The organism is Streptomyces sp. NPDC051909, assembly GCF_040681095.1.
Lineage (GTDB): Bacteria > Actinomycetota > Actinomycetes > Streptomycetales > Streptomycetaceae > Streptomyces.
Window position 1 is genome coordinate 1 of the sequence record NZ_JBFAYA010000020.1, and the last position, 12,578, is coordinate 12,578.

Annotated in this window: 16 protein-coding genes; 6 read left to right on the plus strand and 10 right to left on the minus strand. The window is 71.2% G+C overall.

From position 1 onward, the window contains the following. Positions 1 to 114: 114 nt before the first annotated feature. The 4 genes from AB0M18_RS27385 to AB0M18_RS27400 form a co-directional block, all read right to left on the minus strand. Positions 115 to 567: a GNAT family N-acetyltransferase gene (locus AB0M18_RS27385; protein WP_365762502.1), complete on the minus strand. Its 453-nt coding sequence runs from the start codon at positions 565 to 567 to the stop codon at positions 115 to 117. Between the two features lie 48 nt (positions 568 to 615). Continuing rightward, positions 616 to 1,074 (minus strand): MarR family transcriptional regulator, encoded by a 459-nt coding sequence (locus AB0M18_RS27390; RefSeq protein WP_365762504.1) that lies wholly within the window; start codon positions 1,072 to 1,074, stop codon positions 616 to 618. Positions 1,075 to 1,202: 128 nt separating this feature from the next. Beyond that, positions 1,203 to 2,066, minus strand: coding sequence for a GNAT family N-acetyltransferase (locus AB0M18_RS27395; RefSeq protein WP_365762507.1), 864 nt, complete (start codon positions 2,064 to 2,066; stop codon positions 1,203 to 1,205). A gap of 42 nt (positions 2,067 to 2,108) precedes the next feature. Further along, a complete protein-coding gene (locus tag AB0M18_RS27400; protein WP_365762509.1) occupies positions 2,109 to 2,642 on the minus strand; it encodes a DUF2269 domain-containing protein in 534 nt (177 codons plus the stop codon). 77 nt (positions 2,643 to 2,719) lie between these two features. Here AB0M18_RS27400 and AB0M18_RS27405 point away from each other — a divergent pair, with 77 nt between their 5' ends. Together AB0M18_RS27405 and AB0M18_RS27410 are read left to right on the plus strand one after the other, a co-directional pair. Beyond that, on the plus strand, positions 2,720 to 3,370 hold the full coding sequence (locus AB0M18_RS27405) for an HAD-IB family phosphatase (protein ID WP_365762511.1): 651 nt from the start codon (positions 2,720 to 2,722) through the stop codon (positions 3,368 to 3,370). 17 nt (positions 3,371 to 3,387) lie between these two features. Then, positions 3,388 to 4,674: a globin domain-containing protein gene (locus AB0M18_RS27410; RefSeq protein WP_365762715.1), complete on the plus strand. Its 1,287-nt coding sequence runs from the start codon at positions 3,388 to 3,390 to the stop codon at positions 4,672 to 4,674. A gap of 19 nt (positions 4,675 to 4,693) precedes the next feature. Here AB0M18_RS27410 and AB0M18_RS27415 read toward each other — a convergent pair whose 3' ends face one another. From AB0M18_RS27415 to AB0M18_RS27435, 5 genes are all read right to left on the minus strand, one after another. Then, on the minus strand, positions 4,694 to 5,173 hold the full coding sequence (locus tag AB0M18_RS27415; protein ID WP_365762513.1) for an NUDIX hydrolase: 480 nt from the start codon (positions 5,171 to 5,173) through the stop codon (positions 4,694 to 4,696). A gap of 52 nt (positions 5,174 to 5,225) precedes the next feature. Beyond that, complete coding sequence (locus AB0M18_RS27420) at positions 5,226 to 6,122, minus strand: LysR family transcriptional regulator (protein ID WP_365762515.1); 897 nt, start codon at positions 6,120 to 6,122, stop codon at positions 5,226 to 5,228. Positions 6,123 to 6,350: 228 nt separating this feature from the next. Beyond that, the gene (locus AB0M18_RS27425; RefSeq protein ID WP_365762517.1) at positions 6,351 to 7,526 is read right to left on the minus strand and encodes a cystathionine gamma-lyase; all 1,176 of its coding nucleotides are present in this window, start codon (positions 7,524 to 7,526) and stop codon (positions 6,351 to 6,353) included. Next, positions 7,523 to 8,041: a low molecular weight protein-tyrosine-phosphatase gene (locus tag AB0M18_RS27430; protein ID WP_365762519.1), complete on the minus strand. Its 519-nt coding sequence runs from the start codon at positions 8,039 to 8,041 to the stop codon at positions 7,523 to 7,525. The genes AB0M18_RS27425 and AB0M18_RS27430 overlap by 4 nt, the downstream gene beginning before the upstream one ends. A gap of 12 nt (positions 8,042 to 8,053) precedes the next feature. Then, positions 8,054 to 8,431, minus strand: a complete 378-nt coding sequence (locus AB0M18_RS27435; protein ID WP_365762521.1) for a phage holin family protein — start codon at positions 8,429 to 8,431, stop codon at positions 8,054 to 8,056. A gap of 51 nt (positions 8,432 to 8,482) precedes the next feature. On the opposite strand from AB0M18_RS27435, the gene AB0M18_RS27440 reads away from it, so the two are divergent. The 4 genes from AB0M18_RS27440 (at position 8,483) to AB0M18_RS27455 (ending at position 10,917) form a co-directional block, all read left to right on the plus strand. Beyond that, on the plus strand, positions 8,483 to 8,800 hold the full coding sequence (locus tag AB0M18_RS27440) for a cupin domain-containing protein (RefSeq protein ID WP_365762523.1): 318 nt from the start codon (positions 8,483 to 8,485) through the stop codon (positions 8,798 to 8,800). Positions 8,801 to 9,057: 257 nt separating this feature from the next. Further along, a complete protein-coding gene (locus AB0M18_RS27445) occupies positions 9,058 to 9,270 on the plus strand; it encodes a DUF5326 family protein (RefSeq protein ID WP_265861348.1) in 213 nt (70 codons plus the stop codon). A gap of 305 nt (positions 9,271 to 9,575) precedes the next feature. Beyond that, entirely contained in the window at positions 9,576 to 10,346 is a 771-nt protein-coding gene (locus tag AB0M18_RS27450; protein ID WP_365762525.1) for a helix-turn-helix domain-containing protein, read from the plus strand. Positions 10,347 to 10,482: 136 nt separating this feature from the next. Further along, positions 10,483 to 10,917 (plus strand): SsgA family sporulation/cell division regulator, encoded by a 435-nt coding sequence (locus AB0M18_RS27455; RefSeq protein WP_265861347.1) that lies wholly within the window; start codon positions 10,483 to 10,485, stop codon positions 10,915 to 10,917. A gap of 189 nt (positions 10,918 to 11,106) precedes the next feature. On the opposite strand, the gene AB0M18_RS27460 is transcribed toward AB0M18_RS27455, so the two are convergent. Then, positions 11,107 to 12,519 carry a YibE/F family protein gene (locus AB0M18_RS27460; protein WP_365762528.1) on the minus strand — a complete coding sequence of 471 codons (1,413 nt, stop codon included), beginning with the start codon at positions 12,517 to 12,519 and terminating at the stop codon, positions 11,107 to 11,109. Positions 12,520 to 12,578: the final 59 nt, after the last annotated feature.

A 12,578-nucleotide genomic window follows, 5' to 3' on the forward strand; every position in this document is an offset into this window, starting at 1 on the left:
CTGTTCTCGCTCGTCCCTCCGGGCGGGGGGGGGGGCGTCGCCCACCCCCCCCCCCCCCCCGCCTCGATTCCGGGACCGGCCGGTCAGCGCTCCCCGGTCAGCGCTCCACGGGCGTCACAGGCTCAGCTTGAAGCCGATGTGCGAGGGCTCGAAACCGAGTCGCTCGTAGAAGCGGTGGGCGTCGGTGCGGCTGACGTCGGAGGTCAGCTGCACCAGTCGGCAGTCCTGCCGCCGGGACTCCTCGACCGCCCACTCGATGAGCCGGCTGCCGAGTCCGCCACCGCGCTCCTCGGCGTGGATGCGGACCCCCTCGATGATCGAGCGGGTCGTGCCCCGGCGGGACAGTCCGGGGATGATCGTGAGCTGAAGGGTGCCGACGACCCGGCCCGCGCGCACGGCGACGACCAGGTGCTGGTGGGGATCCCCGGCCAGTCGGTCGAAGGCGGTGACGTACGGGGTGAGGTCGTCGGGCGACTCTCGCTGGGCGCCCAGGGGGTCGTCCGCGAGCATCGCGACGATGGCGGGCAGGTCGTCCCGCCGGGCGGGCCGGATCTCAAGATCGCTCATGGGGGGCAGGCTATGCGCTGCCCGACGGGCTCAGGGGGGTATGGGGGCTCAGGCAGGGATGTTGAGGCCTTCGACGACCCGTACGAACGGGGCCAGCTCGGGGTTCTGGACAGCGGCGTCCAGGGCCTCGCGCAGGGCGGCGTCGTTGGTGGGGCGGGCCTCGTCGAGCAGCTTCTGGCCGGCCTCGGTGACATCGGTGTAGATGCCGCGCCGGTCCGTGGCGCAGAGGTACCGGGTGAGCAGGCCGCGGTCCTCCAGGCGGGTGACGAGCCGGGTGGTCGCGCTCTGGCTGAGCACCACGGCGTCGGCGACCTGCTTCATCTGGAGGTGGCCGCCGGGGCCGTCGTGCTGGCGGCTGAGGACGTCGAGGAGCGAGTACTCGCGGACACTGAGCCCGTGCCCGGCCTCCAGGGCGCGCTCGATGTGCGACTCGATCCGTCCGTGCAGCAGGGACAGGGCGCACCAGCCCTGGGAGAGGGCCGTCAGGGCGGGGTCCGTCGCGGTCATGTGCGCTCCTCGCTTCCTCGATCTGTCCTCGGTGCCCTCGGCCGGGAGGGGCTTCGGCTCTTTACCAGGGTAGATGATGGAGCGCAAAAAGCCGCGTGTGCAATTACCCCCGCCTTGGGGCCCTGGGCTCAGCCCGCCGCGACGGTGAGCGGGGCGAAGCGGCGGTTCCAGTCGCCCGGCAGGTCGGCACGCGAGCGGATCATGACGGCATTGGTGATGATCTGCTCCAGGCCGTTCGCCTTCAGCCAGGTCACCAGCTCGGTGTGACCGGTGTCGATGTCCGTGCGCAGCGGGCGGTCGGTGGTGGAGGCGAGGGAGGCGATCAGGGCCTGTGCGGTGCCGGCGTCGCGGGCGATCACCGGGCCGACGACATGGGTCTCCATGTTGGGCCAGAGCGCGGCGAAGCCGGTGATCCTTCCGTCCTCCTCGGCGACCCTCAGCTGGTCGGCGAAGGCCGGGAGCCGGGTGAGGAGGTGGGTGCGGTCGGCGCCGAAGATCTCGTGGTCGAGTCGCACCACATGTTGAAGGTCCTCGGCGGTGGCGGGCCGGACAGCGCGCTCGGGCGCGGGTTCGGCAGCCGTGAAGCGCCCCCTGAGCATCTCCGAACGGGCGACCTCGGAGAAGCCCAGCTCCTCGTAGAGCGGCTGCCCGTTGCTCGTGGCGTACAGGCTGACCGGGGTGTCGCCGGCCTCCGCGAGGACATGGCGCATCAGGCGGCGCCCGACGCCCTGGCGGGCGTACCGCTCGGCGACCAGGACCATGCCGATGGCGGCGAGCCCGGGCCCGTACGAGGTGACCACGCAGACCGCGAGCAGCCCCGTGCCCGACGGGTCGTCGATGCCGTGTCCCACCCCCGCGGCGAGCAGCAGACCCCACTTGTGCTCTTCCCGGGGCCAGCCCCGGTTCTCGGAGAGATCGGCGCACGCGAGGAGGTCTTCGGGGCCGAGGCGTCGGATCGGGAGCAGGTCGAGCGGGGGCTGAGAGAGGGGCATGGTGATCAGGCTGTCCGACCTGGCGACGACCCGTCCACCGGTTTACGAGAACTGGTCCTGGCGAGATGCGCGCTCCGTCCGAGGGGCCCGGCGCGCGGCCGATGCGCGCAGGCGGCGGCCGCGCCGGGTCAGCCCCCAGGGCTTCAGCACGGAGATCGCCGTCATGAAGAGATAGGCCGTCGTGGAGACCACGGGGGCTCCCACCAGGCTGCTGTCGGGGACTCCCGCGGCCGCCGCGTGGGCGATCTCCGGACGCAGCGCGAAGATCGTCGCGGCGGCGGTGGCCAGGGTGAGCCAGAACTTGATCCAGACCCAGCGATGCCGGGCGAGACCCCAGGGTGTGCCGAGCGAGAGCACCAGACCGCTGCCGAAGGTCACCAGGGCGACCGGGGCGAGCAGCCAGTCGGCGAACACCTTCATGGCGCGGTAGGCCGCCTGCGTGAGGGACGGGTCCTGGGTGGTGTAGGCGGTGAGGCCGAGGGTGAGCAGCCCCAGGCTGAGGCCGAGCCAGGCCACGGAGACCGCCACATGGACGACGAGGAGCGCCCGCCGAACGGGCCGCTGGAGATGTTTCACGTGAAACACCGTGCCGAAGGGCGGCGGTGTCCCGCGTCTGACCGGGGGAGTAAGCCGACGTACTAGCCTCGGCGTACATGACGACCCCGCGCGGCCGGCGGCTGCATCTCTTCGACCTCGACGGCACGCTGATCCGTGGCTCGGCGGCCGCGGTGGAGATTTCCCGGCAGCTCGGGCTGAGCCGGGAGATCGCGCAGCTGGAGCAGGACTTCCTGCGGCGCGGGCTCACCCCGGACGAGTTCGCGGTCCAGGCCCACGCGCTCTGGTCGGAGCTCACCCCGGAGCAGGTGACCGCAGCCTTCGAGCAGGCGCCCTGGCTGACCGGCATCCGGGAGGTGTGGGCCGAGATCCGGGCCGAGGGCGGTCACTGCGCGGTCATCTCGCTCTCGCCCGACTTCTTCGTCGAGCGGCTCCGCGACTGGGGCGCCGACGCGGCCCACGGCTCCCGCTGGCCGGCCGTGCCCTTCACCGAGCCGATCCACCGCCCGGGCATCCTCGACGCCTCGGCGAAGGTGCGGATCGCCGGGGAGCTCTGTGCGCGCTTCGGGGTCGATCCGGCCGACTGCGTGGCGTACGGCGACTCGATGTCCGACGCGGACCTGTTCGCGATCGTGCCCGAGACCGTGGCCGTGAACGCCGACCACCACCTGGCCGGACTGGCCCGGCACAGCTACTCGGGCGGCGATCTGCGCGAAGCCTTCGCACTCGTCCGAAAGAGCGCAGCCTAGCCCTCCGCGCGGGGCGAATCACCGGGAATCCCACTTTCTGTCCGTCCTCCCCATCGGACTGCCATTCTGCGAACACAGCCAACACAGTGAACGCAGCGGCCGACTGCGGGGAGGCAAGGGACATGACGGATGCTCCGGCTGCGGCACCTGCTGAAACGTTCATCGAGGCGGAGACCGAGGTCGAGGCCGAGGCCGAGAATCCGGCCGACGCGGTGCTCGTCCGGCGCACGCTCGCCGAGATCGCGCCGACGGCGGACCGGGTCACCTCGTACTTCTACGCGCTGCTCTTCACCCGCCATCCCGATCTGCGCGCACTGTTCCCCGCCGCCATGGACGCCCAGCGGGACCGGCTCCTCAAGGCACTGCTCACGGCGGCCGACCACCTGGACAACCCTCCGGTGCTCACCGACTACCTGCGCAACCTCGGGCGCGGGCACCGGAAGTACGGGACCCGGGCCGAGCACTACCCGGCCGTCGGCGAGGCGCTGATCGGCGCCCTGGAGCGGTACGCCGGCAGCAGCTGGGACGCCGAGACCGAGGCGGCCTGGGTCCGCACGTACACGACGATCTCGCAGATCATGATCGACGCCGCCGCCGAGAACGAGAGCCACGCGCCGCCCTGGTGGCAGGCCGAGGTGGTCAGCCATGACCTGCGGACCCCCGACATCGCCGTGATCACGCTGCGGCCCGACCTGCCTTACCCCTTCCTCGCGGGGCAGTACACGACCCTGGAGACGCCCTGGTGGCCGCGGATCTGGCGGCACTACTCCTTCGCGTCCGCGCCCCGGCCGGACGGACTGCTCTCGCTGCATGTGAAGGCGGTGCCCGCGGGCTGGGTGTCCAACGCCCTGGTGCACCGGGCACGCCCCGGTGACGTGCTGCGGCTCGGCCCGCCCGCGGGCTCGATGACCGTCGACCACTCCACCGACAACGGACTGCTCTGTCTCGGCGGGGGGACCGGGATCGCGCCGATCAAGGCGCTGGTCGAGGACGTGGCCGAGCACGGGGACCGGCGGCCGGTCGAGGTCTTCTACGGCGCTCGCAGCGGCCACGACCTCTACGACATCGACACCATGATGCGGCTCCAGCAGACCTTCCCCTGGCTCGCCGTCCGCCCGGTCACCGAGAAGGAGGGACGGCTGCCGGACGCGGTGCGCCGCTACGGGCCGTGGGCCGAGTACGACGCCTATCTCTCGGGGCCGCTCGGCATGATCCGCAGCGGGCTCGACGCGCTGAAGGGCGTGGGCATCCCCACCGACCGGATCCGCCACGACTACCTCGGGGAGGTCGCCCGCGCGTCCTAGCGGCACGCGTTCACACGGTCTAGCCCAGGTCGGGCGCGTGCATGGCGCGGACGCCCTCGATGTTGCCGTCCAGGTAGTGGCGCAGCGAGAGCGGGACCAGGTGGACGGCGGCGATGCCGACCCGGCTGAAGGGCACCCGGACGATCTCGTACTCGCCCAGCGGCTCGTCGACCTCCGGGCCGTGCCGCTGCGAGGTGTCCATGGACTCCAGCCGGCACACGAAGAAGTGCTGGACCTTCACCCCGGAGACCCCGCCGTCCACGATGTGCTCGACGGTGTCGACGAAGCAGGGGACCACGTCGACGATCTTGGCGCCGAGCTCCTCGTGGACCTCGCGGTGCAGGGCCTCGACGACCGTCGCGTCGGTGGGCTCGACCCCGCCGCCGGGGGTCACCCAGTAGGGATCCACACCCGGCTTGGTGCGCTTGATGAGGATCAGGTCGTCCCCGTCGAGCAGGATGGCGCGTGCGGTGCGCTTGACCACGGGTCGTTCGGTCATGGGAAGAAAATGGCCCGTCCCCGCTGTCCTGAAACGCGCCCCGCCCCGAAACTCACCAGTCCCCCGCGACACGCAGCAGCCACTCGTGGGCGCGGGCGATGTGCGGCAGGGCGAGCGTGCCGGTGCGGACGACGAGGAAATAGGTGCGCAGCGGCGGCACCGGAGGGTCGAGCAGCGCCACCAGACGTCCGCGCGCCAGCTCCTCCTCGCACAGATAGCGGGGCAGCACGGCGAGGCCCGCGCCGGAGGCGGCGGACTCCCGGACGGCCCGCAGATCGGGGGCGATCACGGTCGCGGCGGTGGCGGGCGCGGAGTCGAAGACGGCCGCCCAGTAGCGGGTGACGAAGGGCAGCGACTCGTGCACCTCGACCACCGGCAGCTGTTCCAGGACGACGGCGCCCGTGCGCGGCAGCACCCCGGGGGAGAGCTTCGCGGCCCAGCGCGGGGCCGCGACCAGGACGTGTTCCTCGTCCCAGAGCGGGGTGGCGGTGAACAGCTCGCCCCGGGGCCGGGCGACCGTGACGGCCAGGTCGTGGTGGCCGGCGGCCAGACCGTCCAGGATCTCCTCCGCGTCACTCAGGAGTGAGGAGCGGACCGCGAGGCCCTGGGCGACCAGCGGGGTCAGGGCGGGCAGCACCCGGGCCGCCGTGAACTCGGGCGGCCCGGCGACATGCAGGGTGCCCACCCCGGTCCGTTCGCCGAGGCCGGTCTCGGTGATCTCGACCAGGGCGTCCAGGTGCGGGGCGGCGCGATGGGCGAGCTCGTCGCCGATGGTGGTGGGGGTGACCCCACGGGCCCGTCTGAGGAACAGCGGCCTGCCGAGCTGGCGCTCCAGGCTGCGGATCTGGCTGGTGACGGCCGGCTGGGAGAGGCCGAGGAGCGCGGCGGCGCGGGTGAAGGAACCGGCCCGGTGCACCGCGACGAAGGTGCGCAGCAGCGTCAGGTCCATGTCCGTCCGCCCCTCCCGGCCGCGCGGGCCGTTCGACCCGGGCGGTCCGCTGCCGGTGCCTCAGGACCGTCCAACTATAAATAAGTCGATAGGTCGCTGTCGCTACCGTGATTGGACACTGACGCAGAGTCAATTAGCCTTGTTCGGGCGGATGTCCGCGAGGAACACCGCCGGGGGACGGGGGGCGTTCCGAGCCACGAGGGGGGAGGCTCGGAACGCCCTGCCGCGTCAGCCGAGCGCCTTGGCGGTGTCGTCGAGGGCGCGCAGGACGTCGGCGATCAGGTCCTCCGGGTCCTCCGCGCCGACCGAGAAGCGGACGAAGCCCTCCGGCACGGCGTCGCCGCCCCAGCGTCCGCGCCGTTCGGCGGTGGACCGCACGCCGCCGAAGCTGGTCGCCTCCTCCACCAGGTGCAGGGCCCCCAGGAAGTGCTCGGCCCACGCCCGGTCCGGCAGCTCGAAGGAGATGACGGAGCCGAAGCGGCGCATCTGGCGGGCAGCCACCTCGTGCGAGGGGTCGTCGGGCAGGCCCGGGTAGCGCAGCCCGGTCACGTGCCGGTGCCCCTTGAGCGCCTCGGCGACGGCGAGCGCGGTGCCGCACTGCCGGTCGATCCGCAGCTGGAGGGTGGCCAGCGAGCGGTGCGCGAGCCAGGCCTCCATGGGGCCGGGAATCGCGCCGACGATCTTGCGCCAGCGCCGTACCTCGGCGGCCCGCTCGGCATCGCGGCAGCTGACGTGCCCGAGCAGGATGTCGCCGTGCCCGGACATGCCCTTGGTGTCGCTGGCCACCGAGAAGTCGGCGCCCAGCAGCAGCGGCCGCTGGCCGAGCGGGGTCGCCAGGGTGTTGTCGACGGCGACCAGCGCCCCGGCCTCGTGGGCGGCGTCCGCCAGGCGGCGCAGGTCGCACACGTCGAGCCCGGGGTTGGACGGGGTCTCGATCCACAGCAGCTTCGCCCCGGCCAGGACGGACAGCTGGGCGTCGCCGCCGGTCGGCGCGGAGCGCACCTCGACGCCGTACGCCCGCAACTGCTCGTGCACCAGCGGCACGGCCTGATAGCCGTCGGAGGGGACGACGACCACGTCGCCGGCCTTCAGCTGGGAGAACAGGACGGCGGAGATGGCGGCCATGCCGGAGGCGAAGACCAGCGTCTCCACTCCGCTCTCCCCCGGCGCCTCCAGCTCGCTGACGGCGCGTTCCAGATGGGTCCAGGTCGGGTTCTCGTCCCGGCCGTAGGTGTACGGGCCGGTCGGCTCGCCGGGCAGGTGGAAATGGGCCGCGAAGACCGGGCCGGGCAGCGTGGGCTCGTACTTCACGGGCTCGGGCAGCCCCGCACGTACCGCCAGGGTGCCGTCCCCGATCCCGCCGAGTCCGTCCCCCGCCGTACGCAGGGTCGTGTCACCGCTCATGCCGTCCGCTCCTTCACTGCCTCGCGCACGGCGGCGAGCAGTCCCTCGCTCGCCGCCTCGACCATCTCCAGGCACTCCTCGAAGCCGCCCCGGTCACCGTAATAGGGGTCCGGAACGTCGAGACCGGCGCCCGCCGCGACGGCGCCGGGCGTGGGGACGAGGGCGGGGTCGTAGGAGCGCAGCAGCCGTACCTTGGCGGCGTCCTCGGGGGTGGGTGCGAGCCGCCGCAGCTCCCGCGCGTGGCCCTCGTCGAGGGCGATCACCAGGTCGAGCGCGGGGAACCAGGACGCGCGGAACTGCCGGGCGGTGTGCTCGGAGCCGTATCCGCTCTCCTCCAGGACGGCGACGGTACGGGGATCGGCGGCGTGGCCCTCGTGCCAGCCCCCGGTCCCGGCGCTGTCCACCTCCACCACGCCGGCCAGACCGGCCTCGGCCACGCGGGCGCGGAAGACGTGCTCGGCCATCGGGGAGCGGCAGATGTTGCCCGTGCAGACGAAACAGACGCGGTACGTCATGGCGGGCGGGCCTCAGTCGCCGTCGGGGAGCACGATGTTCAGCGCCCACGAGACGACGGAGATGATCAGGCCGCCGAGCACGGCGGTCCAGAAGCCCTCCACGTGGAAGCTGAGGTCGAACTGCTCGGCGAGCCAGGACGTCAGGAGCAGCATCAGCGCGTTGACGACCAGGGTGATCAGCCCGAGGGTCAGGATGAAGAGCGGAAACGTGAGCAGCTTCACGACCGGCTTGACCAGGAAGTTCACCAGGCCGAAGACCAGGGCGACGAGGATGAGGGTCCAGGCCTTCTTGCCGGTGCTGTCACCGGTCAGCGTGATGTCCTGCAGCAGCCAGATGGCCACGGCCAGTGCGCCCGCGTTCGCGAGCGTCTTGACGACGAAATTCTTCATGTGTCAGATCGTGGCAGACATGATCTGGCTGGAAACAGGGGCGGACGAGCAATGAAGGTATTCCGACTGGACGAGCTGGAGGCGGAGCGCGCCGCCAACGACGGCGCCTACCTCCAGTTCCTGCGGGAGCGGAACATGTCGGTGGGCCTGTACGCGCTCGACGCCGGGCAGCTCGACCCGCAGCAGCCGCACGGGCAGGACGAGGTGTACTTCGTGGTGAGCGGCCGGGCGGCGATCACGGTGGGGACGGAGACGACCCAGGTGGCGCGGGGCAGCGTGGTCTATGTGCCGGCGGGCGTGCCGCACAAGTTCCACCACATCACCGAGGACCTGCGGGTCATGGTGGTCTTCTCGCCGCCGGAGGCGTGAGCCAGGGGGGACGAGCCTGGCGGCATGAGCCCGGGGGGCATGGCTCCGGAGTCCCCGGCCCGGACCCTGACCCTCCCCGGTCCGGAACCCCCGGGTCCCTTAGGGGACGGATCAGGGAAGAGCGGGGGCCGGGAGGGGCCCGCGGGCTTGGTGGGCGGCCCTAGCATCGAGGTGTCGGACGCAGAGGGCGCCGGCGGACTGGGCGGCGCGGCCCCTTCGGGCGCGCACTCTTCGGAGATGAGGTAAGCGCAATGGCGGTGAAGGAGATTCTCGCGGGGATGCCGTGGTGGGTGAAGTGGATCGCCATACCCGTCATCGCACTGGTCGTCTTCGGCGGCCTGATCACCAGCGTCCTGACCTTCGTGGTCGGTCTGCTGTTCAAGCTGCTGGTGTTCGTCGCGCTGGTCGGTGGACTGATCTACCTCGTCCGCAAGTTCACTTCCTCGTCCGGTTCGCGCGGCGACTGGTAGACCCCGGCCGGGAGGTTCCGCTCAACACGGGTTACCCGCCGGTATGAATGCGCTGTCGGGCATTAGCCCGGCAGAGGGAACGCGCAGGTGGAAACCCGTGCGCCCCCAGAGGCTGCCATTAGGGTGGAAAACCTCCGCCGCCCCGGGAACCACAGGCGTAGGCCTCCGCTCACGACCCGCGTGATTCGTGTCCGTCCCCGGACGGGTCCACCACGGGATCCACCGGTCCCGGGTCGCGGCGGGCGCGCGGGGGCGGCCCCCGCGGGCGGGTGCGACGCACTCGTCGACACGCCTGGGGGTGACCTTTGGCCACTGCTTCGCAGCCCGCTGCGCCAACCCTGATCGGTTCGGTACAGCGGGCGCTGAGACTTCTGGAGGCCGTGGGCTCCCACGAGGACGGGGCCCCCGCCAAACAGCTCGCGCGCGAGGCGGGACTTCCGCTTCCCACCGCGTACCACCTGCTCCGCACCCTGACGCACGAGGGCTATCTGCGCCGCGAGAAGGGTGTGTTCGTCTTCGGCGACGCCGCCGGCCGTCTGGTCGGCGGTGGAGTTCTGCAGAATCGTCGCACCAAGATCGAAGACTCTCTCGCCCACTGGCGGGACTCCATCGGCGTCCCCGTCTACTTCGCCATCTACCGCGAAGGCGAGATCGAGCTCGTCGCCGTCGCCGACACCCCGGCCGCCCCCGCCGTCGAGGAGTGGGCGGACTTCAGGGAGACCGGTCACGCGCACGCCATCGGGCAGTGTCTGCTCAGCCAACTGGATCTGAAGAGTCGTCAAGACCACCTCGACCGGCATCCGGTGCATGCCCTCACGCCGTATACGGTGCGTAATCGACGTGCCCTTTTGGACCGTTTGGGCGGTATAGGGCGAATGGAGCCCCTGGTGGAGCGTCAGGAATATGCGCTCGGCACAGTTTGTGCCGCCATCCCCATCACCGCGGGGTCCACGGCGGCCGCGGTGGCGATTTCTCTCCCACTTCACCAGGAAGAACGGTTGCTACCTGCTATCGCGCGGCTACAGAATGAGATCGGAAGGCTCTTCAGCTCGCTTGCTTTCTCTATCAGTATCTGAAAAATCACTCCTTGTGATCTGCTAGCGCTTACAGCACGATTGCGTCAAGAGGGCCATGGGGGATCATTCCCGGCCGTTTCGACCACAGCTTTCAGCAGCGTGTTTACACAACTGCTCATCAACTGCGGGGTACATGATGCGAGAGACGGTTCAGGCCGAAGTCCTGATGAGCTTCCTCGTCTCCGAGGAGCTCTCCTTCAGGATCCCGGTGGAACTGCGATACGAGACCCGCGATCCCTACGCGGTGCGGATGACGTTCCACCTGCCCGGAGACGCGCCGGTGACCTGGGCCTTCGGCCGGGAGCTGCTCCTCGACGGGATCAACCGGCCGAGCGGGGACGGCGATGTGCACATCGCCCCCACCGACCCCGAGAGCCTCTCCGACGTGATGATCCGCCTCCAGGTCGGCGGCGACCGCGCCCTGTTCCGCGCGAGCGCACCGCCGCTGGTGGCCTTCCTCGACCGTACGGACAAGCTCGTACCGCTCGGACAGGAGCGCACGCAGGGTGACTTCGAGGACCACCTCGAGGCCGCGCTCGGTCGGATCCTCGCCGAGGAGAACGCGGGCTGACGGCAGGGCCGCCCCGCCCCCGCCCCTGCACCCCGGCCCGGCATCCGTCCCCACCCGAGCCCCGGCACCCCTCCCGTACGGGTCAGCGCCCACCCGGCCCGTACGCCCGACTCCTCTTCCTCCGACTCCTCTTGGTCCGAGACCTCCCTTGGTCCGACTCCCCTTGGTCCGACTCCCCGTCGTCCGGCGTCACTTGGCGCGGCGTCGACGGCCGCCGCCTCCGGCGGCCCGCCCGCCCCGGCCCGCGCGGCCGCCGCCCGGGCTCGTGCCGGTCTCCGCAGCCCCAGGCCCCGGCCGGTCCGCCGACACGACGAGCGACGCGAGGGCGGTGGTGATCGGCACCGAGGCGACCAGCCCGATCGAGCCGACCAGGGTCCGCACGATCTCCTCCGCGACCAGCTCGCTGTTGGCCACCGTGCCCACGCTGCTCTGCGCGATCGAGAACAGCAGGAGCAGCGGCAGGGCCGCGCCCGCGTAGGCCAGGACCAGGGTGTTCACCACCGAGGCGATGTGGTCGCGCCCGATCCGGATCGCGGCCCGGTAGAGCCGCCGCGGCCCCATGTCCGGGTCGGCCTGGTGCAGTTCCCAGACCGCGGAGGTCTGGGTGACGGTCACGTCGTCGAGCACGCCGAGCGAGCCGATGATGATTCCGGCGAGCAGCAGACCGGACATGTCGATCTCGGGGTAGAGCCCGTGGATGAGACCGGTGTTGTCGTCGGTGTTGCCGCTGAGCGAGGCCCAGTCGATGAAGACCGAGCCGAGCAGCCCGATCAACAGCAGTGAGACCAGGGTGCCGAGCACCGCGACCGAGGTGCGGGCCGAGAGGCCGTGGCACATGTAGAGCGCGATCAGCATGATCGCACTCGAACCGACGACGGCGACGAGCAGCGGATTCGAGCCCTCGAGGATCGCCGGCAGGATGAACATGGTCAGCACCAGGAAGCTGATGGCGAGCGCGATCAGCGCCATCACGCCGCGCATCCGGCCGACGATCACGACGGCGAGCGCGAAGATGCCGGCGAGGACCGCGATCGGCACCTTCCGGTTCACGTCGGTGACGGAGTACTGGAGGTCCTGCGGGGCGTCGGGAGCGTACGCCACCACCACGCCCTGCCCCTCGTGGAGTTGGCGCGGCGCGTCCGGCTGCACGATCTCGATGAACCTGCGGCCCTTGTCCTGGCCGGTGGTGACCTCGACGGTGGCCTTATCGCACTGCCCCTGCTGCCCGTTGACCGCCTCGCGCCCCTCAGGGGTGGAGGTGTCGCCGGTCGGCGGGACCTGGGCGGCGTTCACGTCCTTGCAGTCGACGTGCTCGACGGCGACGACCTTGCCCTGCTCGGTCTGCCGGTCGAAGCCGACGCCGGTGCGCTGGTGGCCGGGCGTCGCGCCCGGCCACAGCACCACGAGGCCGACGACGACGGCGGTGGCGAAGGGGATCAGGACGGCCGCGATGACCCTGCGCAGATGCCGGGAGACCGGCGCGGCGGGGCCGTGACCGTGCGCATGAGAATGCCCATGACCGTGCTCGGGTCCGTGCTCGGGCCGGTGCTCATGGCTGTGCTCACGGCCGTGCGGTTCGGGGGGCTGCTCGGAGGAAGTCACCGCCCGATCATCGCAAGAACGTCGAGACCCCCACTGTTCAGCACGCCCGGGGTGCCGCT